General features: G+C 65.5%; 18 protein-coding genes and 1 riboswitch. Of the genes, 15 read left to right on the top strand and 3 right to left on the bottom strand.

Features of this window, described 5'->3' with window-relative positions; translation table 11 throughout:
* Positions 1-59 precede the first annotated feature (59 nt).
* Positions 60-2,735, bottom strand: a complete 2,676-nt coding sequence (gene valS, locus NG696_RS18010; protein WP_252576297.1) for a valine--tRNA ligase — start codon at positions 2,733-2,735, stop codon at positions 60-62.
* 116 nt (positions 2,736-2,851) lie between these two features.
* Here valS and NG696_RS18005 point away from each other — a divergent pair, with 116 nt between their 5' ends.
* Positions 2,852-3,655, top strand: coding sequence for an SDR family oxidoreductase (locus NG696_RS18005; RefSeq protein ID WP_252565715.1), 804 nt, complete (start codon positions 2,852-2,854; stop codon positions 3,653-3,655).
* Here the strand turns inward: NG696_RS18005 and NG696_RS18000 are convergent.
* Positions 3,652-4,542, bottom strand: a complete 891-nt coding sequence (locus tag NG696_RS18000) for an endonuclease/exonuclease/phosphatase family protein (RefSeq protein WP_252576296.1) — start codon at positions 4,540-4,542, stop codon at positions 3,652-3,654. The genes NG696_RS18005 and NG696_RS18000 overlap by 4 nt on opposite strands.
* A gap of 426 nt (positions 4,543-4,968) precedes the next feature.
* On the opposite strand from NG696_RS18000, the gene NG696_RS17995 reads away from it, so the two are divergent.
* The 5 genes from NG696_RS17995 to ndk all read left to right on the top strand — a co-directional run bounded on the left by NG696_RS17995 (position 4,969) and on the right by ndk (position 11,807).
* Positions 4,969-5,826 (top strand): glycerophosphodiester phosphodiesterase family protein, encoded by an 858-nt coding sequence (locus tag NG696_RS17995; protein ID WP_374208661.1) that lies wholly within the window; start codon positions 4,969-4,971, stop codon positions 5,824-5,826.
* 384 nt (positions 5,827-6,210) lie between these two features.
* Positions 6,211-9,537: an isoleucine--tRNA ligase gene (gene ileS, locus NG696_RS17990; protein ID WP_252565709.1), complete on the top strand. Its 3,327-nt coding sequence runs from the start codon at positions 6,211-6,213 to the stop codon at positions 9,535-9,537.
* A 3-nt stretch (positions 9,538-9,540) separates the two neighbouring features.
* Positions 9,541-10,899: a bifunctional folylpolyglutamate synthase/dihydrofolate synthase gene (locus NG696_RS17985; RefSeq protein WP_252565706.1), complete on the top strand. Its 1,359-nt coding sequence runs from the start codon at positions 9,541-9,543 to the stop codon at positions 10,897-10,899.
* A gap of 2 nt (positions 10,900-10,901) precedes the next feature.
* On the top strand, positions 10,902-11,348 hold the full coding sequence (locus NG696_RS17980) for a DUF4233 domain-containing protein (protein WP_252565703.1): 447 nt from the start codon (positions 10,902-10,904) through the stop codon (positions 11,346-11,348).
* A 39-nt stretch (positions 11,349-11,387) separates the two neighbouring features.
* The gene (gene ndk / locus NG696_RS17975; protein WP_252565700.1) at positions 11,388-11,807 is read left to right on the top strand and encodes a nucleoside-diphosphate kinase; all 420 of its coding nucleotides are present in this window, start codon (positions 11,388-11,390) and stop codon (positions 11,805-11,807) included.
* A 140-nt stretch (positions 11,808-11,947) separates the two neighbouring features.
* Here ndk and NG696_RS17970 read toward each other — a convergent pair whose 3' ends face one another.
* Positions 11,948-12,622, bottom strand: coding sequence for a vitamin K epoxide reductase family protein (locus tag NG696_RS17970; RefSeq protein WP_252565697.1), 675 nt, complete (start codon positions 12,620-12,622; stop codon positions 11,948-11,950).
* A gap of 453 nt (positions 12,623-13,075) precedes the next feature.
* On the opposite strand from NG696_RS17970, the gene NG696_RS17965 reads away from it, so the two are divergent.
* The 9 genes from NG696_RS17965 (at position 13,076) to nadD (ending at position 24,270) form a co-directional block, all read left to right on the top strand.
* On the top strand, positions 13,076-16,369 hold the full coding sequence (locus NG696_RS17965; RefSeq protein WP_252576295.1) for an Rne/Rng family ribonuclease: 3,294 nt from the start codon (positions 13,076-13,078) through the stop codon (positions 16,367-16,369).
* Between the two features lie 101 nt (positions 16,370-16,470).
* A riboswitch (TPP riboswitch) is annotated at positions 16,471-16,568 on the top strand.
* Complete coding sequence (gene thiD / locus NG696_RS17960; RefSeq protein WP_252576294.1) at positions 16,551-18,149, top strand: bifunctional hydroxymethylpyrimidine kinase/phosphomethylpyrimidine kinase; 1,599 nt, start codon at positions 16,551-16,553, stop codon at positions 18,147-18,149. (Overlaps the previous riboswitch by 18 nt.)
* A 272-nt stretch (positions 18,150-18,421) precedes the next feature.
* Complete coding sequence (rplU, locus tag NG696_RS17955) at positions 18,422-18,730, top strand: 50S ribosomal protein L21 (protein WP_018773353.1); 309 nt, start codon at positions 18,422-18,424, stop codon at positions 18,728-18,730.
* Between the two features lie 61 nt (positions 18,731-18,791).
* Positions 18,792-19,055: a 50S ribosomal protein L27 gene (gene rpmA, locus NG696_RS17950; RefSeq protein WP_056340543.1), complete on the top strand. Its 264-nt coding sequence runs from the start codon at positions 18,792-18,794 to the stop codon at positions 19,053-19,055.
* A gap of 117 nt (positions 19,056-19,172) precedes the next feature.
* The gene (obgE, locus tag NG696_RS17945; protein WP_058932215.1) at positions 19,173-20,762 is read left to right on the top strand and encodes a GTPase ObgE; all 1,590 of its coding nucleotides are present in this window, start codon (positions 19,173-19,175) and stop codon (positions 20,760-20,762) included.
* On the top strand, positions 20,752-21,903 hold the full coding sequence (gene proB, locus NG696_RS17940; protein ID WP_252565688.1) for a glutamate 5-kinase: 1,152 nt from the start codon (positions 20,752-20,754) through the stop codon (positions 21,901-21,903). Before obgE ends, proB begins: the two co-directional genes overlap by 11 nt.
* Before the next feature lie 26 nt (positions 21,904-21,929).
* The gene (locus NG696_RS17935) at positions 21,930-23,294 is read left to right on the top strand and encodes a glutamate-5-semialdehyde dehydrogenase (protein ID WP_252565685.1); all 1,365 of its coding nucleotides are present in this window, start codon (positions 21,930-21,932) and stop codon (positions 23,292-23,294) included.
* A gap of 75 nt (positions 23,295-23,369) precedes the next feature.
* Entirely contained in the window at positions 23,370-23,600 is a 231-nt protein-coding gene (locus tag NG696_RS17930) for a hypothetical protein (protein ID WP_056340536.1), read from the top strand.
* Positions 23,539-24,270: a nicotinate-nucleotide adenylyltransferase gene (gene nadD, locus NG696_RS17925; RefSeq protein ID WP_256468649.1), complete on the top strand. Its 732-nt coding sequence runs from the start codon at positions 23,539-23,541 to the stop codon at positions 24,268-24,270. The genes NG696_RS17930 and nadD overlap by 62 nt, the downstream gene beginning before the upstream one ends.
* Positions 24,271-24,276: the final 6 nt, after the last annotated feature.

The raw sequence follows: 24,276 nt of genomic DNA, 5'->3' as shown, positions 1-24,276 counted from the left end.
AGTCGAAGCCCCACCAACGGCAAAACGCTGATGGGGCTTCCCCTTTGCCCAAAAACAGGTCAGGCCTTGGGCTGTTCCTCCGGGGCGGCCAGCACGACATCGCTGACGGTCAGTTCGCCGTCGCCTGCCACGAGGGTCAGTTCGCGGGCGTTCGAGGCTGCCTTCAGGTCGCCAAGTCCGGCCTTCAGCTGCGTGGTCAGGGATTCCGACGCCGTGATGGTGGCGGAGAGGACCTCGGTGCGCTGCTTGACCTTGGCCTCGGACTTTGCCTTACGGACACCGCTCAGGGCCGTGCCAACGGTGGCAAGCAGGGTGGTGTCGCCGTCAACGTCCACTGCGGTGGGCCACTGCGCACGGTGCACGGAGCCGTTGCGCCACCAGCCCCAGACCTCTTCGGTGGCGAAGGGCAGGAACGGGGCGAACAGGCGGAGCAGCGTGTCCAGGCTGGTGGCGAGAGCTGCCAGCACGGAGGCTTGCTCAGCGTCGCCGGCGGCACCGTAGGCGCGGTCCTTGATGAGCTCCACGTAATCGTCCGTGAACTGCCAGAAGAAGCTCTCGGTGATCTGCAGGGCCCGGGCGTAGTCGTAGTTCTCGAACGCCTTGGTGGACTGGCGCACCACCTCGGCCAGCTGGGCCAGCACCGCGCGGTCTAAGGGGTTGATCAAGGGCCCCGACGCGGGTGCTTTTTCCGCGTTGGGTCGATCAACACCGGGGTTGGTCAGCACCGAGAGATCGGTGGAGACCACGGAATTCTCCGTCGCGCCCAGGTTCAGGACGAACTTTGAGGCGTTCAGCAGCTTGATGGCAAGGCGGCGGCCGATCTTCATCTGCGCGATCTCGTATGCCGTATCCGCGCCGAGCTTGGCGGACGTGGCCCAGTAGCGGACGGCGTCGGAGCCGAATTCGTCCAGCACATCGGTGGGAACCACCACGTTGCCCTTGGACTTGGACATCTTCTTCCGGTCCGGGTCCAGGATCCAGCCGGAGATGGCGGCATGCTTCCACGGCGCGGCGTGCTGCAGCGCATCAGCCTGGACTACCGAGGAGAACAGCCAGGTGCGGATGATGTCGTGGCCCTGGGGGCGCAGGTCAAACGGGAAGACCTTGGCGAAGAGGTCCTCGTCCCGGCTCCAGCCGCCCACAATCTGCGGCGTTAGGGAAGACGTGGCCCACGTATCCAGGATGTCAGCGTCGCCAGCGAAGCCACCAGGAACGCCGCGCTGGGCTTCGTCGTAACCGGGTGCGGCATCGGCGGCGGGGTCAACCGGCAGCTGTTCGTCCAGGGGCACGATCGGGGCGTCGTACTGCGGGTTGCCCTCGGCGTCCAGCGGGTACCAGACGGGAATGGGCACACCGAAGAAGCGCTGGCGGGACACGAGCCAGTCGCCGTTCAGCCCGGAGATCCAGTTCTCGAAGCGGGACCGCATAAAGGCCGGGTGGAAGTCGATCTCGTGGCCGCGCGCGATCAGGCGGGCGCGGCGCTCTTCGTCGCGGCCGCCGTTGCGGTAGTACCACTGGCGTGAGGTGACAACCTCGAGGGGCTTGTCGCCCTTTTCGTAGAAGTTCACCGGGTGCATGATCTTCTTCGGTTCGCCGTCGATCAGATCTTCGGCGGCCAGGAGCTCCACCACTGTTTCCTTGGCGCTGAAGATGGTCTTGCCGGCGATGGCTTCGTAGGCGGTGCGCCCTGCATCGGTGGTGATCCAGTCCGGGGTTTCGCCGACGATCCGGCCGTCCCGGCCCACGATGGCTCGGGTGGGCAGCTGGAGTTCCCGCCACCAGGTGACGTCGGTGAGGTCACCGAACGTACACACCATGGCGATGCCGGAGCCCTTGTCCGCCTTGGCCAGCGGGTGGGCCTTGACCTCAACCTCAACACCGAAGACCGGGGACGTGACCATCTTGCCGAACAGCGGCTGGTACCGCTCGTCGTCGGGGTTTGCAACGAGGGCGGCGCAGGCTGCCAGCAGTTCGGGACGGGTGGTCTCGACATAGATCTTTTCGCCGTCTTCGGTGAAGAACGGGTAGCGGTAGTACGCGCCGGCAACTTCGCGGTCTTCGAGTTCCGCCTGGGCCACGGCCGTGCGGAAGGTGATGTCCCAGAGGGTTGGCGCTTCGGCCATGTACGCGTCGCCGGCTGCCAGGTTGGCCAGGAAGGCGCGCTGAGAGACTTCGCGGGAGGCGTCGTCGATGGTCCGGTACGTCAGTTGCCAGTCCACGGAAAGTCCGAGCTGCTGGAACAGGCTTTCGAAGACCTTCTCGTCCTCCACGGCAAGTTCTTCACACAGCTCGATGAAGTTCCGGCGCGAGACGACGTCGAAATCGCGCTGGTTCTTGGCGGGCTCGGCCGGGGCGCGGTAGCCGGCGTCGTACGGGATGGCCGGATCGCAGCGCACACCGTAGTAGTTCTGGACGCGGCGCTCGGTGGGCAGGCCGTTGTCATCCCAACCCATCGGGTAGAACACGTTCTTGCCGATCATGCGCTGGTAGCGGGCCAGCACGTCCGTCTGCGTGAAGGAGAACATGTGCCCCACGTGCAGGGAGCCCGACGCGGTGGGCGGGGGAGTGTCGATCGAGTAGACCTGCTCCCGGGTGGTGTCCGGGTTGAACTTGTAGGTCCCTTCGGCAAGCCAGCGCTGCGTGAGGGCAGCTTCGAGCCCCTCAAGGGCGGGCTTGTCCGGAACGTTGATAGGGGCGGTGGAGGGCGTGTCTGTACCCTGAGTGTCTTGAGCCATCTGGCAATTGTTTCATGTTCCGCTGCCGCGGCCTGCCGTTACATGCGGGAGATGGGCGCAACCGCGGAAAGTTCAAACTCAAGCACCGGTAGCTGCTCTGCCGTTAGGGTGGTGCCATGACTGAGGATTCACGGAACGCGACAGCACAGAACCAGGCATCACAAAGCGATTCACTCCAAAACAGGGCGGCGGTGGTTACCGGCGCCAGCACCGGCATCGGCGAGGCGACCGTGCGGGCATTGCGGGAGGAAGGCTGGACGGTATTCGCTGTGGCACGCCGCGCCGAACGGCTGGCCGCGCTGGAAGCTGAAACAGGCGCCGTCGGAATTCCCGCTGACATCACCGAGGACGACGACGTCGCCAGGCTCCTTGCCCGCGTCACCGAAGCCGGCGGCGTGGGGACGCTCATCAACATCGCCGGCGGGGCCCGGGGTGCTGACCTGGTGGGCGAGGCCAACACCGAGGACTGGGAATGGATGTTCCGGGTCAACGTCCTCGGCACCGTGAAGCTCACCCGGGCGTTCTTGCCGATGCTCCGCGCCAACGGCGAAGGAACCGTCCTGAACCTGACGTCGACCGCCGGACTCGTGGCCTACGAGGGCGGCGGCGGCTACAACGCCGCCAAGTTTGCCCAGCACGCACTGACTGGTGCCCTCCGGCTGGAAGAGGCGGAGCACAATATCCGCGTCATCGAGATAGCCCCGGGCCTTGTCCGCACCGAAGAGTTCGCGCTCAACCGCTTTGGTAACCAGGACGCCGCGGAGAAGGTTTACCAGGGCGTGGAGAAGCCCCTGACCGCAGCCGACGTCGCCGACGTGGTGCGCTACGCCGTCAGCGCGCCGCACCATGTCAACCTGGACCAGATCGTGATCCGGCCCGTTGCGCAGGCGGCCACCCACAAGCTGATCCGCAAGCGTTAGGGAAGCTGGATCTCCAGGGTGGCGATCACTGCAGCGTGGTCGGTGCCGCTGACAGGGTGGACCGAGTAACCCGAACTTGAAATGTCCGGGCTGGTCACCAAATGGTCCAGAGTCACGCCGGGAAGGCTGTAATCCCGCATCGGCCAGGTGGGGATGAGCCGGCTGCCCAACGCGGTTGCAACATCCACCAGTTTCCGGCCGCCGCCGGCCCCCTCCAGCATCGCGCGGAATTCCCAGTGGTCATATGTCGCGTTGAAATCGCCCGCCAGAAGCGTAGGACCGGCTCCGCTGCTTGCCCGGGCCACAGCTGTAAGGTCACTTCGCCATTGCTGAACGGCATTGTCCACGGGCGCGTGCGTGTGCACATTGATGACCGTCAGGCCGGCGCCGGAGCCCGGGTCACTGGTCTCAAGCCGGACAATCGGCATACTGAACGCTGTGTCAGGGACCAGTCCCACCTCCTTTAGCCGGAAAGACGAGTAGACGGCGCTGCCGGCCGCTCCATTCCGGGGATGGGACACGCGGTGGGGAAGCACGCTGCCCAGGTCCGCACGCGCCAGCCGATTCTCCAACTCCTGGCTGTGCTCCTGGACGGTCAGCAGATCAACATGGTGGTCCTGGACCAGCCGGACGATGGCGGCGCTATCAGCACCTCCGAGCCGGGCATTGAGGTTCATGACTGTCAGCTTCGCCGCGGCTGGAGCATCCGGCCCCCGGACCTGGGGGTACCCTCCCTGACGGGCCAGGAACACTTCCGGCGGGAACAGCCAGATGACCTGTGCGATCAGCAGGATCGCCGCCGGCAGGATAGCCCAGGCACGCCGGCTGGGCAGTGCCAGCAACACCGCGGCCGCGGCGAGGAATGCCAGCCACGGCGTAAAGGCCACTACCTATACCACAAGCGGCGGCCACGGCGCCGGGACGGCGCGGAACCAGGACAGTGCCACAACAGGTGCCGCAACCAGGCCAGCAGACCACAGCCAGCCGCGGTGTGCACGATGGCCCATCAGGGACCGGAACAAATCGCCCGGGAGACTGTCATGGCACGAGTCTAAACAGTCGCCGCCCTGGCGTCGCCCGTTGATTGGATCGGCTTTGCGATGAAGCCCAACGTTTGCTGTCCCGTCGCACTCCGGCCAGCCCGCTGTGGCCTGACGTTGGCCGCAGGACGGCACTGTAGCAGGCGCAAACTGCACGCCACGAGCGGAGATTCTTTCCAATGCGTACCCCGATGAAGCTTGGCGCTGCCGTACTCAGCGCAGCCCTGCTCCTCACCACTTCGGTCCAGGCTCAAGCCGCTGACACGAACTGGTGTGTCCACCCTGGAGCTTGACCTTCAGATCACCAGGGACGGCCGCGAAGTCATTACCCATGACCGCAAGATCAGCAACAAGAAGTGCCTCGACACAGCGCCGGTCACGCCGAGCGACCCCCAGTTCCCCTATGTGGGCAAGTACATCAAAGACCTGACGTTTGAGCAGGTCCGCAGCCTTGACTGCGGTTCGCTCACCCAGCCACAATGCCCCGGCCAGACGGCGTCCCCCGGTGCCAAGATGCCCACCCTGGCTGAGGTCTTTGCGCTCGTCGACGCCCACCTGGCCAGCCAGGTGAAGTTCAACATCGAAACGAAGGTCGAAGCCGGCGCCCCGGCACAAACTGCCCCGCGGGAGCAGTTTGTCGATGTCGCACTCCGGGAAATCAAGGCCGCCAGGATGCAGCACCGAGTCTCCATTCAGAGCTTCGATTGGGGCTCATTGCGCCTCGTCCAGGAGCGGGATCCGCAGATCCGTACGGTGGCCCTGACCAACAAGGACTTCTTGCAGGCCGGCCAGCCGGGCAGCTCGCCGTGGCTGGGCGGTATTGATGCGGACGACTTCGGCGGAGACCTCATCGCGGCGGCGTCCTCGCTGGGTTTCGACGCCGTCTCGCCTGTGCATGGTACGCCGCAAAACGGACAGGTCACCGACCCCGGCTACGTCCCCTACGTTGCCGCGGACATGGTGGAGCGTGCGCACGCCGCGGGGATGCAGGTCATCCCGTGGTCTGTGGATGACCAGCCCACCATGCGGGCTCTGATCGACGCCGGAGTTGACGGGATCATCACCGACTACCCGGACCGGCTCCGCGATGTCATGGCTGCTGCCGGAATAAAGCTGCCGCACCGCTTTTAGTCCCGTCCGGGCGATTCCGACCCGCCGTCACTGCGTTTCCCTGCTCAGCGGACCGGCTGTGCAGTGAAACGCAGTGACTTCTCCGGTAACATCGACTTAGCAGCTTTGACCCGGCCATCACCGGTGAGCTTCCGGAAGAACGCTCCGGCGCAAGGATCAGCACGCGCCAGGGCCGGTAGAACCGGACGGGTAAGCCCGTCACAGCAGTAATGAGCGGCCGGCGCACCAACAAGCTTCCCCCGGAGCACGGTGGAGTGCCGGTAAGTGAGGTGGTACCGCGGTAAGCGTGCAGTCCCAGGACAGCACACGAGCCGTCCTCGCATCCTGAACGGAACCATCCAGCAACGGCTGAGTGGTTCACCAGCTCAACCCAGGATGTCGAGAATGACGTATTACCCCAAAGCCTCAGCCTCCCCTTCGGCTGCAGTTTCGAGCGGCGCTGCCGCCGGTGTCTCCGCCTCCGTGAAGTTCCCGGAGATCGAAGAGCGCATCCTGAAGTACTGGGACCAGGACGGCACTTTCCAGGCCAGCATCGACCAGCGCAGCGCCGACGCCCCCGGCGGGCAGCCCGGCAGCAACGAATTCGTCTTCTACGACGGACCTCCCTTCGCCAACGGCCTGCCGCACTACGGCCACCTCCTGACCGGGTACGCCAAGGACCTCGTGGGCCGCTACCAGACACAGCGCGGCCGCCGCGTGGAACGCCGCTTCGGCTGGGACACCCACGGACTGCCGGCTGAACTGGAAGCCATGAAGCAGCTGGGCATGACGGACAAGACCCAGATCGAGGCCATGGGCATCGACAAGTTCAACGACGCCTGCCGTGCCTCCGTGATGAAGTACGCCGATGAGTGGAAGAGCTACGTCACCCGCCAGGCCCGCTGGGTGGACTTCGATAACGATTACAAGACGCTCAACGTCGAATACATGGAATCGGTCCTGTGGGCGTTCAAGCAGCTGCACGAAAAAGGCCTGACGTACAACGGCTACCGTGTGCTGCCGTACTGCTGGAAGGACGAGACGCCGCTGTCCAACCATGAGCTCCGCATGGACGACGACGTTTACAAGAACCGCCAGGACCAGACTGTCACGGTGACGTTCCCCATCACGGCAGGGGAGTCGGCGCTGTCGCAGCAGCTCGCCGGCGTCCAGGCGCTCGCATGGACCACCACGCCCTGGACGTTGCCCACCAACCTGGCGCTCGCCGTCGGGCCTTCCATCACCTACGCCGTTCTGCCCGCCGGACCCAACGGCGTCAAGGCTGCTTCGCCGGACGCGCCCGTCACCGGCAGTTTCCTCCTGGCCGCGGACCTGCTGGCCGCGTACGCCAAGGACCTGGGCTATGAGGATGTGGACTCCGCCGAGGCTGCAGTGACGTCAACCCACACCGGCGCCGACCTTGAGGGCCTGGCCTACCAGCCGCTCTGGTACGACTTCAGCGACGACGAAAAGTACGGCACCCAGAACGCCTGGCGCTTCCTCGTGGCCGACTACGTCACCACCACCGACGGCACCGGCATCGTCCACCAGGCTCCCGCCTACGGTGAAGACGACCAGAAGGTCTGTGAAGAGGCCGGCATCCCGGTGGTCCTGTCCGTGGACGAAGGCGCCAAGTTCCTGCCGCTGTTCAGCCACGGCGACCTGCACGACATCGCCGGGCTTCAGGTGTTCGAGGCCAACAAGCCCATCACCCAGGTGCTGCGCGCCCAGGGCCGCCTGGTCCGCCAGGCCAGCTACGAGCACAGCTACCCGCACTGCTGGCGCTGCCGCAACCCACTGATCTACCGCGCCGTGTCCTCCTGGTACGTCGAGGTCACCAAGTTCAAGGACCGCATGTCCGAGCTGAACCAGGACATCAACTGGATCCCGGGGAACGTCAAGGACGGCCAGTTCGGAAAGTGGCTCGCCAACGCCCGCGACTGGTCCATCAGCCGCAACCGCTACTGGGGCAGCCCCATCCCGGTGTGGCAGTCCAGCGACCCGGAATACCCGCGCACCGACGTCTACGGCTCCCTGGCCGAGATCGAGGCCGACTTCGGCCGCCTGCCGCTGAACAAGGCCGGTCAGGTTGACCTGCACCGGCCGTTCATCGACGAACTGACCCGCCCCAACCCCGACGACCCCCGGACCCCCGCAGAGGGCCAGTCCGTGATGCGCCGCGTCGAGGACGTCCTGGACGTCTGGTTCGACTCCGGCTCCATGCCCTACGGACAGGTGCATTACCCGTTCCAGAACGAAGCATGGTTCGACACGCACAACCCCGCGGACTTCATCGTGGAGTACATCGGCCAGACCCGTGGCTGGTTCTACATGCTGCACATCCTGTCGACGGCCCTGTTTGACCGACCGGCCTTCCGGAACGTCATCAGCCACGGCATCGTGCTGGGCTCGGACGGGCAGAAGATGTCCAAGAGCCTGCGCAACTACCCGGACGTCTCTGAGGTCCTGGACCGCGACGGCTCCGACGCCATGCGCTGGTTCCTGATGTCCAGCCCTATCCTGCGCGGCGGCAACCTGGTGGTCACCGAGCAGGGAATCCGCGACGGCGTCCGCCAGGTCATCCTGCCCCTGTGGAACGTTTACAGCTTCTTCACGCTGTACACGAACGCTGCTGACGGCGGTAAGGGTTACGACGCGAAGCTCCGCTACGACGGGTACGCCGACACCCTGGACCAGTACCTGCTGGCCAACACCGGCGACCTGGTCCGCAACATGACCGCACAGCTGGACAGCTACGACATCTCCGGCGCCTGCGACGAACTGCGCAGCTACCTGGACATGCTCACCAACTGGTACGTCCGCCGCAGCCGCCAGCGCTTCTTTGACGAGAGCGCTGACGCGTTCGACGCGCTGTACACCGCGCTGGAGACCGTGTCCCGCGTGGCCGCGTCGCTGCTGCCGCTGGTCTCCGAGGAGATCTGGCGCGGCCTCACCGGCGGACGCTCCGTGCACCTGGCCGACTGGCCGGACGCGGTCCTGTTCCCGGCCAACGCTTCGCTGGTGGAAGCGATGGACCGCGTGCAGCAGATCTGCTCCACCGGATCCTCGCTGCGCAAGGCCGCCAACCTGCGCGTCCGGCTGCCGCTGCAGGAACTGACCGTTGTGGCACCCGGCGCGGATGCGCTGGGAGGCTTCGCCGCCGTCGTCGCCGATGAACTGAACCTGCGCTCCGTGCGCCTGCTGGACGCGGAGAGCGCCTCCCCGCAGGAGTTCGGCATCGAGCAGAAGCTCGTGGTCAACGCCCGCGCCGCGGGTCCGCGCCTGGGCAAGAACGTCCAGCAGGCCATCAAGGGCGCCAAGTCCGGTGACTGGTCGGTTTCCGATGCTGGAGTGGTCATCGCCGGAGGCCTGGAGCTGGAACCCCAGGAGTACACGCTGGAGACAGTGGTGGCAGAGTCCGACGGCGGATCGGCCTCAGTAGCTGTCCTGCCGGGCGGCGGATTTGTGGTGCTCAATACCGAGGTCACGCCCGAACTTGAGGCCGAAGGGACTGCGCGTGACATGGTCCGCGCCATCCAGCAGGCACGCAAGGACGCCGCACTGAATGTGAGCGACCGGATCCACACCACCGTCACGGCGGTTCCCACCGTGCTCGACGCGCTGCTGGCCAACGCCGAGTTGGTCAAGACCGAAACCCTGACCCTGGAGCTGGCCACCGTTCCGGCTGAGTCAGGCGAACCACGCATCACCGTCGAAAAAGCAGAGGCCTGAGCTATGACTGACGAATTCTCCGTGGAAAGTGTCTACGCCGAGTTGCTGGGGCGTGCGCCGGAAAACAAGATGGAGCCGCGTCTGGCGCCGCTGTTCCGCGCCATGGACGTGCTGGGGGAGCCCAACAAGGCGTTCCCGATCATCCACGTGACCGGCACCAACGGCAAGACCTCCACGGCCCGGATGATTGAGGCCGGGCTGCGCGCGCACGGCCTGAGTACCGGCCGTTACACCAGCCCGCACCTGTCCAAGGTCACCGAGCGGATCAGCATCGACGGCCACCCCGTCTCTGACGAAACATTCGTCCGGATCTGGGACGAGATCCGCCCGTACCTTCAGATCGTCGACGACGAGCTGACCGCTGCGGGGGAGCCCCGGCTCACGTACTTCGAGTGCCTGACCATCCTGGGCTTCGCGATCTTCGCGGACCAGCCGGTCAACGTGGCCGTGATCGAGGTGGGTCTGGGCGGCATCACCGATGCCACCAACGTGGGCGACGGCCTGGTTTCCGTGGTCACCCCCATTTCCCTGGACCACACGGACCTGCTGGGCGATACGACCGAGGACATTGCCTACGAGAAGGCCGGCATCATCAAGCCCGGCGGTTACCTCATCAGTGCCTCGCAGCCCGTTGATGCTGCGCAGGTGCTGCTCGAGAAAGCCAAGGAGGTGGCAGTCCCGTTCCGGTTTGAAGGCGTGGAGTTCGGCGTCGAATCCCGGACGGTTGCCGTGGGCGGCCAGGTAGTGAGCATTCAGGGCATCGCCGGCCGGTACCCTGAACTGCTGCTGCCCCTGCACGGCGCGCACCAGGCCCAGAATGCAGCCGTGGCAGTGGCAGCCCTCGAGGCCTTCTTCGGCGGCGAGAAGGAACTTGACGCCGAGGTGCTCCAGGAAGCCTTCGCATCCGTCACGTCCCCGGGCCGCCTTGAGGTTGTCCGTACGGCGCCCACCATCATTGTTGACGCGGCCCACAACCCGGACGGCATCAGGGTCTCGGCCGAGGCCATCCAGGAGGCCTTCAGCTTCACCCGGCTGGTGCCGGTAGTGGGAGTCCTGAAGGAGAAGGACGCCGAAGAGATCCTGCGCCAGCTCAAGGAATCCCTGGGCGAGATCGCCCAGGAATACTGCTTTACCCAGTCCAACTCGCCACGGGCAGTACCCGCAGCCGAACTTGCCGAACTAGCCGTGGAAATGGGCTTCGGCGAAGACAACATCCACATTGCTGAGAAGCTCGACGACGCCCTGGAGTGGGCCGTGGAACGCGCCGAAGCCAACGACGACCTCTCCGGCGGCGTGCTGGTGACGGGGTCCATCACCCTGGTGGCGGAAGCCCGGATCCTGCTCGGAAAGACGGAGGCCTAGCCTTGGCCAAGCTGACCAAAGCCCAGCGCGAATGGCGCCCGGGAATGCCCAAGAAGCGCCGGTCCACCAAGGTGATGTTTGCCTCCACCGTCCTGCTGCTTGAAGCGTTTGTGGTCTTTTTCGCAACGCTGGCCGTCTTTGGACTCAGGCGCGGCGAGTTTCCGCCGGCGCTGATCCTGGGCATCGGCATCGCGCTGAGCGTAGTGATGATCCTGGCCTGCGCGGTGCTGTCCAAGCCCTGGGGCGTGGGTCTGGGCTGGATCCTGCAGATTGTGCTCATCCTGACGGGCATAGTTGAGCCCATGATGTTCCTGGTTGGCGCGCTGTTCGGCCTGGCCTGGTGGTACGGAATCCGCACCGGCATCAGGATCGATTCCGAAGCCGCAAAGCGCGAACGCGAACAGGCCGAGTGGAACGCGTCGCAGGGGGACGCCCCGGAAGCCTCGTAGAATTGTCCCGAAACCCACCCATTACGCATTGGAGCAGCTATGACCATTGAGCGCACCCTGGTACTGATCAAGCCCGACGGCGTTGCCCGCAACCTCAGCGGCGCCATCCTGGGCCGCATTGAGGCCAAGGGCTACACCCTCGCTGAACTGAAGAAGGTTGACGCCAGCCGGGAACTGCTGGAGCAGCACTACGAAGAGCACGCGGGCAAGCCGTTCTATGAGCCCCTTGTTGAATTTATGCTCAGCGGACCGGTTGTGGCCGCGATCTTCGAGGGCCACCGCGTCATTGAAGGCTTCCGGTCCCTGGCCGGCACCACCGACCCCACCACTGCGGCTCCCGGCACCATCCGTGGCGATTTCGGCCGCGACTGGGGCCTGAAGGTCCAGCAGAACCTGGTCCACGGCTCCGACTCCGTGGACTCGGCCGAGCGCGAAATTAAGATCTGGTTCCAGGACTAACGTCCACCCGCCAACTGTGCGAACGGACACTTGAGTCCACAGCGCGAACGGACACTTGAGGCCCCGGGAAACCGGGGCCTCAAGTGTCCGTTCGCGCTTGTTCGTTCGCGCTTTTTTGTGCGTCTGGTGCGGGGCTCGCGTTAGAAGCCCGAAGTTCCGGCAAACACCTGGATGAAGGCGAAGAAGATGGTGGCGATGACTGCCACGTAAAGCAGCGCCGTGATGATCCAGCCCGATTCGCCCAGCACCCGTGCAGTACCTGCCGGGACGGGGATGATGCCATGGACGACGTTGCGGATGGTTACCCAGACGAAGAGCGGGATCATCGCGGCCCAGACGATCATGCAGAACGGGCACAGAACATGGATGTCGTAAAGTGCCTGGGACCAGAGCCACACCACAAACGCGAAGCCGAGCGTCACGCCGGCCTGGAGTCCTGCCCAGTACCAGCGTGCGAACGTGGCGCCTGAGAGCAGGGCCATGCCCACGGTGATGATGACGGCGAACGCGACGATGCCAATAAACATGTTGGGGAACCCGAACGCCGAGCTCTGCCACGTCTGCATGACCTGGCCGCAGGAGATCCACGGATTAACGTCGCAGGCCGTTACGTGATTCGGATCCTCGAGGACAGCGAGCTTTTCCAGGACCAGCGCCCCCGAGGCCAGCCAGCCGATGGCGCCGGTGATGACCATCAGCCAGCCGAGGGGCCGGTTACGTGCCATCGGCGGCACGGTCCCGGGCGTGGCGGGCAACGGCTCCGCCGCAGGGGAGGCAGCCGGCGTGTCGGTGCCGTGGGAGGAAATGCTTGGCATGGTGTGTGGCGTCCTTTGCTTCGGGTGCTCCTTGCCCCGATTGTAACGCCGGTAACTGGAAGCAGGATTCAGTCAGCGCCCTTAGGTACCGATCTGTTGCCGGTGGTTCCGCCGTCTTTCAGCCCGGGTGTGAGAGAATGTACATGGCTGGAGGCCGACCCACATTCGGACTCCGGTCCGGTGGCTTGTTTCAAGACCGCCAATGATGAGCAGGGCAGGCTTCGGATTCTCTGATCCGGCTTCCCGCAATTCCATTGGTCGGCACCTGGTTGTGGCGTGTAGAACAACGGGTTTCAGGACACAGCCGACGGCTCCCACGGGCTGCCGCACCCCTCTGCCGGTGCGAACCTGGGAGTATCCACTTGACTTCTGTCAACGCCTGCGGGTTTGACAATATGTGCCCCAATGGGTGCCGGATGTGGGGGTACGTCAGGGGCAGGAGTGTTGCCACATATGGAAAACGAACAAGCACCAGCCGTTAATGATGAAGCCGTCGCCGAGGCTACGGAAGCGCCCAAGAAAGTCACCCGGACGCGTCGGAAGGCAGTGCCGAAGGCCGCAGAGCCCGCACCCGTGACTGACGCCGACGCCCAGACTGAGCCTGCGGCAGATGCCGCACTAGAGCCTGAGGCGCCGGTGCGCCGGACCCGTGCACGTAAGACGGTGGTCGCCGCCGAACCGTTGCCGGCCTTCGCCGTTGAGGTTCTGGAAGCACCAGCCGCCGTTGTTACCGAGACCGCCGTAGAGACTGCCGCGGTGGAGACTGCCGCCGTCGAATCCGCGACCCCTGAGGCTGCAGCGGAGACCAAGCCTGTCCGCCGCCGCCGCGTGGCCACCCGCAAAACCTCGGCCCCCGACGTCGCTCCTGCGGCCGTAGAACAGACAGCTCCGGAGCAGGCAGCCCCTGAAACTGCAGCAACGCAGGCCCCGGAAGCAGAGGAGGTCGCCGCTGCGGCGGCCGCCGCGCCCGCAGCAGCCGCCGTCGCCCCCGTCAACGCTGCCCCGGTCAACGCTGCCGCCGCGCCGGCTGAAGAGCCAGCTTCTGCTGAGACTGCCAGCCCGTTCAGTTCACTGTTCCTTGAGCCAGCGTCCACCACATCCGTACTTTTTCAGGCCCCTGACCTCAGCACCGTGGTCCGCCCCGCGCCGGTTGCTGCCGTGGTTGAAGAGCCGGAAGAGGACGACGTCGAAGAAGGCGAAGCGGACGACGCCAACGGCCGCCGCAGGCGCCGCAGCCGTGGACGCCGCGGGCGTAGCCGCACCGGCGAAAGCGATGCTGACGCCGATAACGAAGGCGACGACGGCGCAGCCGAAGAAACCGATGAGGACTCCGCCGGGCAGGCCGATGAGGGCGTGACGTCCCGTCGTCGCCGCCGCCGCCGCCGTGGCGACCAGGACCTGGAACTGACCGGAGGAGAAGGCGACGACCCGCCCAACACGGTGACCCGCGTCCGCGCGCCCCGCGCCGCCACCGAAGCGCCGGTCAACAACCGCGTCACGTCCGTCAAGGGCTCCACCCGCCTCGAAGCCAAGAAGCAGCGCCGCCGCGAATCCCGCGACACCGGCCGCCGCCGCACAGTCATCACCGAGGCCGAATTCCTGGCCCGCCGTGAATCCGTTGACCGGCAGATGATCGTCCGCCAGCGCGACGACAGAATCCAGATCGGCGTCCTTGAAGACGGCGTCCTGGCCGAACACTTTGTCTCCAAGACCCAGCAGGACTCCCTGATCGGCAACGTTTACCTCGGCAAGGTGCAGAACGTCCTGCCGTCCATGGAAGCGGCGTTTGTTGACATCGGACGCGGCCGCAACGCCGTCCTGTACGCCGGTGAAGTGAACTGGGAAGCCGTTAACCTCGAAGGCAAGCAGCGCCGGATCGAAAACGCGCTCAAGTCCGGCGACACCGTCCTGGTCCAGGTCACCAAGGATCCCGTGGGCCACAAGGGTGCACGCTTGACCAGCCAGATCTCGCTGCCCGGCCGCTACCTGGTCTATGTGCCCGGCGGCTCCATGACCGGCATCTCCCGCAAACTGCCCGACGTCGAGCGCAACCGCCTCAAGCGCATCCTCAAGGACCGCCTCCCGGAGCACGCCGGCGTCATCGTCCGCACCGCTGCCGAAGGCGCCTCGGAAGAGGAGCTCACGCACGACATCAACCGGCTGCGCGCGCAGTGGGAGGGCATCGAAAGCCAGTCCACGTCCACCAAGATCCTCGCGCCGGAGCTGCTCTACGGCGAACCTGACCTCACCATCAAGGTGGTCCGTGACGTCTTCAACGAGGACTTCTCCAAGCTGATCGTCTCCGGTGAAGAGGCCTGGGACACCATCGAGGCCTACGTCACCTACGTGGCCCCGGACCTCGTGGGCCGCCTGGAAAAGTGGACCAAGGACCAGGACATCTTCGCTGCGTGGCGGATCGATGAGCAGATCCACAAGGCCCTGGAACGCAAGGTCTTCCTGCCTTCGGGCGGCTCGCTGGTCATCGACCGCACCGAAGCCATGACCGTGGTGGACGTCAACACCGGCAAGTTCACCGGCAGCGGCGGCAACCTCGAGGAAACCGTCACCAAGAACAACCTCGAGGCAGCTGAAGAAGTGGTCCGGCAGCTCCGGCTCCGCGACATCGGCGGCATCATCGTCATCGACTTCATCGATATGGTCCTCGAATCCAACCGCGACCTGGTCCTCCGCCGCATGGTGGAATGCCTGGGCCGCGACCGGACCAAGCACCAGGTGGCCGAAGTGACCTCGCTGGGCCTCGTGCAGATGACGCGCAAGCGCATGGGCACCGGGCTCCTGGAAGTCTTCGGCGAGCAGTGCGAAACCTGTGCAGGCCGCGGGATCGTCACCCACGACGACCCCGTGGAACACCGCCGCGCCAATACGGTAGCCGCAGAGCACCACGTGCAGCGTGTGGACAGCCGCCCGGAAACCCAGCGCACCGATAACATACGCACCGACAGCCAGCGCCCGGACAGCCAGCCGGGTGGCCGCACTGACCGGAAGCGCCGCCGCGGACGCGGCGGACAGCCGCTGGAAACGGTACCGGCAGCTCCGGTGCAGATCCACACGGTCCACCCGGAAGCCAGCGATGCCGAGCGCCATGCGAAAGCGGAGGCCACGCGGGCAGCGCTTGCGAACATTGCGGCCGCAGCCCACGCTGCGCATCTGCATGACGACGAGGTGGCTCACGCATCCGCTGCCGCGGGCCGGCAGCCTGCGGCTCCGGTGCCGGCTCCGGTTGGGCAGTCCGAAACCGACTCCAACGGCCGCCCGGCCGCAGTGCTGACATTCGGCGGCGAACAGGTGGTGCTTCCGTTCGTGGCGCACCACGATGACCAGCCGCACGCACCTGCCCTGACACTTGACCGCCTCGCGGAGGCCTTCGCCCACCTTGGCGAGCCGGCACCTGTAGCGGAAAGCACGCCGTCGGCAGTCCAGGCAACTGAAACCCAGTCGGCCGAACCTGCCCGCCAGCGGCAGCCAGCCGTGGCGGAGAAGGATTACTCCGACCACACCGAGGAGCCCCGCGCCCGCCGTCCCCGGCGGAACCGGAGTGCCAGCCGTGCCCAGGGCGCAGCCAACGCCACGTCCGTAGAGCATCACGAAGCCGCTCCGGCGGCTCCCGCCGGACACACCCACGCCGCCAAGGCGCCGGAGCCCGTCAAGGCTCCTGTGGCCGACAAACCGGTTGCCGCCAACGCGCCCATCATCCTGGGCGTAGGAGTTCCGGCCTCGGAGCTCTGACCAAGCAGTAGGGCAAGCCAATACAACGGCGCCCGGACGTGCCTGTGAATCACAGGCTGCGTCCGGGCGTCCGGCGTTAAGTCCCGGGGAGCGCTAGGCTGGTGACTGACACGGGGTGCCGCGCAGAGAGCCGGCTGAGATCCACACCCGTTGAACCTGTCCGGTTAGCACCGGCGAAGGGATGTCTCCTTTGGCTTCAACTTCTGTCCTTCCCCCTGCAACACCCGCGGCGGCTCTGCTGGAAGCCCCAGCAACCCGGGCTGAGGTCCGGCCCGCACCAGGCCGCTCTTCTGCGGTCCGGGTGTTGCGTGACGTTCCGCGGGTGCTGTCCATTGCCGGATCGGACCCTTCAGGGGGCGCGGGCGTCCAGGCCGACCTCAAAAGCATTGCCGCCCTTGGCGGCTACGGCATGGCGGCCATCACCGCGCTGACGGTCCAAAACACCCAGGGGGTCCAGGCGGTTCACGTCCCGCCTGCGTCCTTCCTGGGCCAGCAGCTTGATGCCATCAGCGACGACATCACCATCGACGCGGTCAAGATCGGCATGCTGGGCGACGCTGCGGTGATAGGCGTGGTCCGCGACTGGCTGGAAAAGGTGCGTCCCGCCGTCGTCGTTCTTGATCCGGTGATGGTGGCCACGAGCGGCGACCGGCTGCTGCAGGAGTCTGCCGAGGCGGCCCTGCGGGAGCTGCTCCCGCTCGCGGACCTGATCACCCCCAACCTGGCCGAACTGGCCATCCTGGTGGGGGAGCCGCAGGCGAGGGAATGGCACGACGCGCTCGGGCAGGGGCAGCGGTTGTCCGCCGCGGCCGGTGCCACCGTACTGGTCAAGGGCGGCCATCTCGACGGCGGTGCGTGCCCGGATGCCCTGGTCAACGCTGCCGGGCTGCTCGCCCAGGAGGTGGTGGAGGTGAGCGGGGACAGGATCCCCACGCGCAACAGCCACGGCACCGGCTGCTCGCTGTCATCGGCCATTGCCACGGCTCAGGCCCGGCTGGGGGACTGGGAAGCCGCATTACGGCAAGTGAAGCCCTGGCTGGTGGGCGCGCTGCAGGCCTCTGACCAACTTGAGGTGGGCGCGGGCAACGGCCCCATCAACCACTTCCACCACATGCAACAGGTTCCGGCAGCCGGCGAGTTCGCAGAGACGCTGCGCCGGGCGTCGGAGCCGGATCTTGCAGCCATCTACGGGCTGGATTTCATCCGCGACCTGGAGGCCGGCACATTGGCTGAGGAACAGTTTGCCTATTACCTCGCCCAGGACGCCATCTACCTCAACGGCTATTCGCGGGTCCTCGCCCGGGCCAGCGCGCTGGCGCCCACGGAAGCCGCCCAGCTGTTCTGGGCAAAGTCGGCCCAGCAATGCCTTGAGGTCGAGTCCGAACTGCACCGCACGTGGCTAAGCACCAGGACAGTGGACTCCGTCCTGGGACCTGTCACCAAGTCCTACGTGGACCACCTGCTGGCGGCCTCTGCCTCCGGCAGCTACGCGGTCCTCGTGGCGGCGGTACTGCCGTGCTTCTGGCTGTATGCCGAAGTGGGACAGACTCTCCACGCGGAGTTCCTGGCTGCGGGTGCACCGGCAGCACATCCTTATGCCGACTGGCTCCGGGCCTATGCTGACGAGGATTTCGCCCAGGCCACGCGTGACGCCATCGCCTTGGCTGACGACGCCGGCCGGAGTGCTTCCGCGGATGAACGGGCGGCGATGCTGGTGGCTTTCAGGCAGTCGTGCCGGTTCGAGGTGGAATTCTTCGACGCGCCGCGAATTCATTCCTGACAGGCTGCGGCCCTTGCGGCCTGTACGATAGTCAGGCACGGTTTTGGATTGTCAGTGCAGTACCTGCTTGTGGGTCCTATCACAGACAACCTGCCGTAACCAGCCTCATTTGCGGCCGAAGGCAAAATTAGCGTATTCTAGATCTTCGGTGCTTACGCCAACACTTGGGTTACGACCCCACGGCGTTGAGGCACAGCGAGAACCCAGCCAACTATGGAACAGGGTTCAGCACGCAAATTTAGTAATAAACGTCGAGAGAAGTGAGTTCCCAAGTGGTGTACGCGATTGTCCGCGCAGGCGGCCGCCAAGAGAAGGTTTCCGTTGGAGACTTCGTTACCCTGAACCGCGTCCCCGGTGGAGCCGGCAGCACCTTTGAGTTGCCCGCACTGCTCCTGGTAGACGGTGACAAAGTCACCTCTGCCGCTGCGGACCTGGCCAAGGTAACGGTTACGGCTGAGATCCTCGAGGACCTCCGTGGTCCGAAGATCGTCATCCAGAAGTTCAAGAACAAGACCGGTTACAAGAAGCGCCAGGGTCACCGTCAGGAATTGACCAAGGTCAAGATCACGGGTATCAAGTAACTCTTCGTTACTGTTCAGGTTCTTCAGCAGATTCCCCAGAATTTAAAGGCAGGCATTTCAAATGGCACATAAAAAAGGCGCGAGTTCCACTCGCAACGGTCGTGACTCCAACGCCCAGTACCTCGGCGTCAAGCGCTTCGGCGGCCAGGTAGTTTCCGCAGGCGAGATCATCGTTCGCCAGCGTGGCACCCACTTCCACCCGGGCGCCGGCGTTGGGCGTGGCGGCGACGACACACTGTTCGCACTGGCCCCGGGAGCCGTCCAGTTCGGCACCCGCCGTGGTCGCCGCGTTGTTAACATCGTTGCTGCTGCAGCTGCAGAGTAACAAATAGTTCTGAAGCGGTGGAGCGGGCCATTTTGGTCCGCTCCACTGTTCTTTTAACCGCATTACAATCGTCTTGGCGCCTTTGGGCGTACAGGAAACAGCACTGAGGAGATCCACGTGGCGAGCTTTGTAGACCGGGTAGTACTGCACGTATCCGGCGGTACCGGCGGCCACGGATGTGTCTCCGTCCACCGGGAGAAGTTCAAGCCCCTCGGCGGTCCCGACGGCGGCAACGGCGGCGACGGCGGCGACGTCATCCTGCGCGTCGATCACCAGACCACCACGCTGCTTGACTACCACCACGCCCCGCACCGCCACGCCACCAACGGTGGCCCCGGCATGGGTGACTGGCGCGGTGGCAAGAGCGGCGAGACCCTCATCCTGCCCGTACCGGACGGCACCGTCGTCAAGTCCAAGGACGGCACCGTCCTGGCGGACCTGGTCGGCGAAGGCGCCGAATATGTGGCGGCCGCCGGCGGCCTGGGCGGCCTGGGCAATGCCTCGCTGTCCTCGCAGAAGCGCCGTGCCCCGGGCTTCGCCCTGCTGGGCATCGAGGGTGACGCCCGCGATATTGTGCTGGAACTGAAGTCCATCGCCGACATCGCGCTGGTGGGTTTCCCCTCTGCCGGCAAATCCAGCCTGATCGCGGCCATGTCCGCCGCGCGGCCCAAGATCGCCGACTACCCCTTTACCACGCTGATCCCGAACCTGGGCGTTGTCCAGTCCGGAGATGTCCGCTTCACCATTGCCGACGTCCCGGGCCTCATCGAGGGCGCCAGCGAAGGCAAGGGCCTTGGCCACCACTTCCTGCGCCACGTCGAGCGCTGCGCAGCCCTGGTGCACGTGCTGGACTGCGGCACGCTTGAATCGGACCGTGACCCGTTGGCAGACCTGGCCATCATCGAGGCCGAGCTGGAAAAATACTCCGTGGACATGAGCTACGCGGGTGCCGACGGCGAAGTGGTTCCGCTGAACCATCGTCCGCGTCTGGTGGCCCTGAACAAGGTGGACCTCCCGGACGGCAAGGACATGGCTGAATTTGTCCGCCCTGAACTCGAGTCACGCGGCTACCGGGTCTTCGAGATCTCGGCTACCAGCCACGAGGGTCTCCGCCAGTTGGGCTTCGCCATGGCGGAAATCGTCCAGGCTGCACGTGCCGCCCTCGCGGCCGCCCCGCCCAAGGTCCAGCCGCCCATTCTGCGGCCCCGCGCGGTCAATGAGTCCGGTTTCAAGATCCGCCGCGAGGAGAAGAACCTCGAGCCGCTCTTCCGCGTCCTGGGCGACAAGCCCGTCCGTTGGGTCAAGCAGACCGACTTCACCAACGAGGAAGCCATCGGCTACCTCGCCGACCGCCTGGCCAAGCTCGGCGTCGAAAACGAATTGTTCAAGCAGGGCGCCACTCCGGGCGACACCGTGGTGATCGGCGAGGACGACGGCGTCGTCTTCGACTGGGAACCCACCATGATGGCCGGCGCCGAACTGCTGGCGGCACCGCGTGGAACCGACGTCCGCTTCGCCGACATCGGCGACCGGCCCACCCGCGGGCAGAAGCGGGACGAGCAGGTGGAACGCCGCGAGGCCAAGGCCGCCGCCCGCGCCGAGCTCGAAGCCGAGCGCAAGGCCGGGATCTGGACCGAGTCGGTCAGCGGCCGCCGCGTTGCCAAGCCGGTCAAGGAGAGTGGACTGGGCGCAGAAGATGACCAGTAGCTCCGTCACCGCGGTCCCGCGCAAGCGGACCGCGGACCGTAGTGTGCTCTCGGATGCCCGCAGGATTGTTGTTAAGGTCGGCTCATCGTCGCTGACCAGCATCAAGGGCGGCATCTCGGAAGAATCGCTGACCGCCCTCGCCGATGCGCTGGCAGCCAAGCGGAACTCCGGGACCGAGATCATCTTGGTGTCTTCCGGTGCGATCGCAGCTGGCCTGGCACCGCTGGGTCTCGCCAAGCGGCCACGGGACCTGGCTACGCAGCAGGCCGCGGCCAGCGTGGGCCAGGGACTGCTCATGGCCCGTTACACCCAGGCGTTCGGTGCCCACGGCGTAACCGTCAGCCAGGTGCTGCTCACCGCCGATGACCTGATGCGCCGAAGCCAGCACACCAACGCCTTCCGTGCCCTGGACCGGCTCCTCAACCTTGGCGTGGTACCGGTGGTCAACGAAAACGACACCGTGGCCACGCACGAGATCCGCTTCGGTGACAACGACCGCCTTGCGGCCCTGGTGGCCCACCTGGTCCGCGCCGATGCGCTGGTGCTGCTCTCTGACGTCGACTCCCTGTATGACGGTCCGCCGTCGCACGGTGCCAAGCGGATTCCGCTCGTGGAAGGTCCGCACGACCTCGACGGCGTCACCATCGGCAAGGCAGGCAAAGCCGGCGTGGGAACCGGCGGCATGACCACCAAAGTGGAAGCCGCCACCATCGCGGCCGGTTCAGGGATCCATGCCCTGGTCACGTCCACCGCCAACGCCGCCGCCGCCCTGGCCGGCGAGGACGTTGGCACCTGGTTCAAGGTCAATGGCGCCCGCAAGCCGGTCCGGCTGCTGTGGCTTGAGCACCTTGCCTCCGTGCATGGCAGGCTGATTCTCGACGACGGCGCCGTCAAGGCAGTGCGCCACCGCCGCACTTCGCTGCTTCCGGCCGGCATCTCCGCGGTGGACGGCGATTTTGAGGCGGGCGACGCCGTTGAAATCGTCAGTGCCGACGGCACCGTCGTTGCCCGCGGCCTGGTCAACTATTCCGCCGCGGAACTGCCCCAGATGCTGGGACGGTCCACCAAGGAGCTGGGCAAGGCGCTGGGCCGCGGATATGACCGTGAAGTTGTTCACGTTGACGACCTGGTGCTGGTCTGAGCCTGCGGCTCGCCTAAACTTGGATCATGACTGAGGCACTGATTCACAACACTCCTGCGATTTCCGGGGATACCACTGCGGTTCCCGCTGCCCCGGAAGCGCCTGCATCAGCTGCCGTTCCGTTGTCTGCCGAGGACGTCGAAGCGGCGGTCCATGCCATCGCCGACCGTTCCAAGCACGCGGCCCGCCGGATGGCGAGTGCCAACAGGGCATGGAAGGACCGTGGCCTGCGCGCCATCGGAACGGCCCTGCTGGCGCGGAAGGACCAGATCCTGGCCGCCAACGCCAAGGATGTTGCCGCCGGCAAGGCCAACGGCACCTCGGCGGCCATGCTGGACCGGCTGACGCTTACTGACGCCCGCATTACCGGGCTCGTTGACGCCCTGGAAAACCTGGCCAACCTGCCCGACCCGGTAGGCAACGTGGTCCGCGGCCAGACGCTGCCCAACGGTCTCCGCCTGCGCCAAATCAACGTGCCCATGGGTGTTGTCGCAGCCATTTACGAGGCCCGGCCCAATGTCACCGTTGACATCGCCGGTCTCGCGCTTAAGAGCGGCAACGCCGTTATCCTCCGCGGCGGCACCGCCGCTGCAGCCACTAACGACGCCTTGGTCCACGTTCTCCGCGAAGCCCTGGACGGTGTGGGGCTTCCCGCCGATGCCGTGCAGACAGTGGACCAGTACGGGCGGGAAGGCGCGAATGCGCTGATGCGGGCCCGCGGCCGGGTTGATGTCCTGATTCCGCGCGGGGGCCGGGACCTGATCCAGTCCGTGGTGTTGAACGCCGCCGTGCCGGTCATCGAGACCGGCGAGGGCAACGTGCATATCTTCATCGACGAATCCGCCAGCGAGGACATGGCGGTGGAGATCCTGCTGAACGCCAAGACCCAGCGGCCCAGTGTCTGCAACACCGTGGAGACGCTGCTGGTCCATTCGCGGTCCACCGTGCTGCCCGCCGTCGCCGCCGCGTTGCGCGCCGCCGGGGTCACCCTCCACGCCGACGAGCGCATCCGTGCGGCACTGCCTTCATCCGTTGAGTCCGTGCCGGCAACGGATGAGGATTGGGGAACCGAGTACATGGACCTGGACCTCGCCGTCGCAATGGTGGACAGCCTGGATGACGCCGTCAAGCACATCCGGACCTGGTCCACAGGCCACACCGAAGCGATCCTCACCAACAACCTCGCCAACGCGGAGCGGTTCATCGCCGAGGTTGACTCTGCCGCGGTCATCGTCAACGCGTCCACGCGGTTTACCGACGGCGGCGAGCTGGGCCTCGGTGCCGAGGTTGGCATCTCCACGCAGAAGCTGCACGCCCGCGGCCCGATGGGACTGACGGAGCTCACCACCACTAAGTGGATCGTGCAGGGCGAGGGCCAGGTCCGCGGGTAGCAACGCGGTAATATAGACAGAAGTCCGGAACGGCGGGACAATCCGCTGCCACATCCTTGAACCCTAGGGGAGAAAATGCTGCTCCAGCAGATCGCCATGACCGTTGCCGAAGGCGGAGAACACGCACCCGCTCCGATCTGGGCTGAGCCGTGGGTGTTCGGCGTATCCATTTTCGCCATCCTGCTGGTGATGATGTTCGTTACGCTCTCCTACTCGAACCTAGGCAACCGGCACACCGTAACGGATGAGCACGCCGATCCGCACCGCCAGCACCCCAACAAGCACGACCACGGCCAAGGCCACTGAAATTTCCCGTGTTCTGCACCGTGACGGTGCGCAAAGGCGGCTGCGGCTGGGCGTGATGGGCGGGACGTTTGATCCCATCCACCACGGCCACCTTGTTGCAGCCAGCGAAGTGGCCGCCAAGTTCGGCCTGGATGAAGTGGTCTTTGTCCCCACCGGGCAGCCGTGGCAAAAGTCGCACAAGCAGGTCAGTGAGCCTGAGCACCGCTACCTCATGACGGTGATCGCCACGGCATCGAACCCCCGCTTCACCGTCAGCAGGGTGGATATTGACCGGCCCGGTCGCACGTATACCATTGATACCTTGCGGGATCTCCGGACCCAACGTCCAGATGCGGATCTGTTCTTCATTACCGGTGCGGATGCACTGGCGCAGATTCTGTCCTGGAAGGACATCGACGAGCTGTGGTCACTGGCCCATTTTGTCGGTGTGACACGGCCGGGACATGTGCTTGATGGCATGGGCCGCAAGGACGTCAGCCTCCTTGAGGTGCCTGCCATGGCCATCTCGTCCACGGACTGCCGTGTCCGTGTAGCCGGGAACAACCCCGTCTGGTACCTCGTGCCGGACGGAGTGGTCCAATACATCGCCAAATATGGTCTGTACGCCGAGGGATCAGATCCCGAGGACGTCCGAACTACCGAAACAGACGAGCCAGCCAGTACTGAATGAGTCCTC

The sequence above is a fragment of the Pseudarthrobacter cellobiosi genome (assembly GCF_023913755.1).
GTDB lineage: Bacteria > Actinomycetota > Actinomycetes > Actinomycetales > Micrococcaceae > Arthrobacter > Arthrobacter cellobiosi.
Note: the sequence above shows the minus strand (reverse complement) of the source record. Positions and strands in the feature narration are given on the sequence as shown.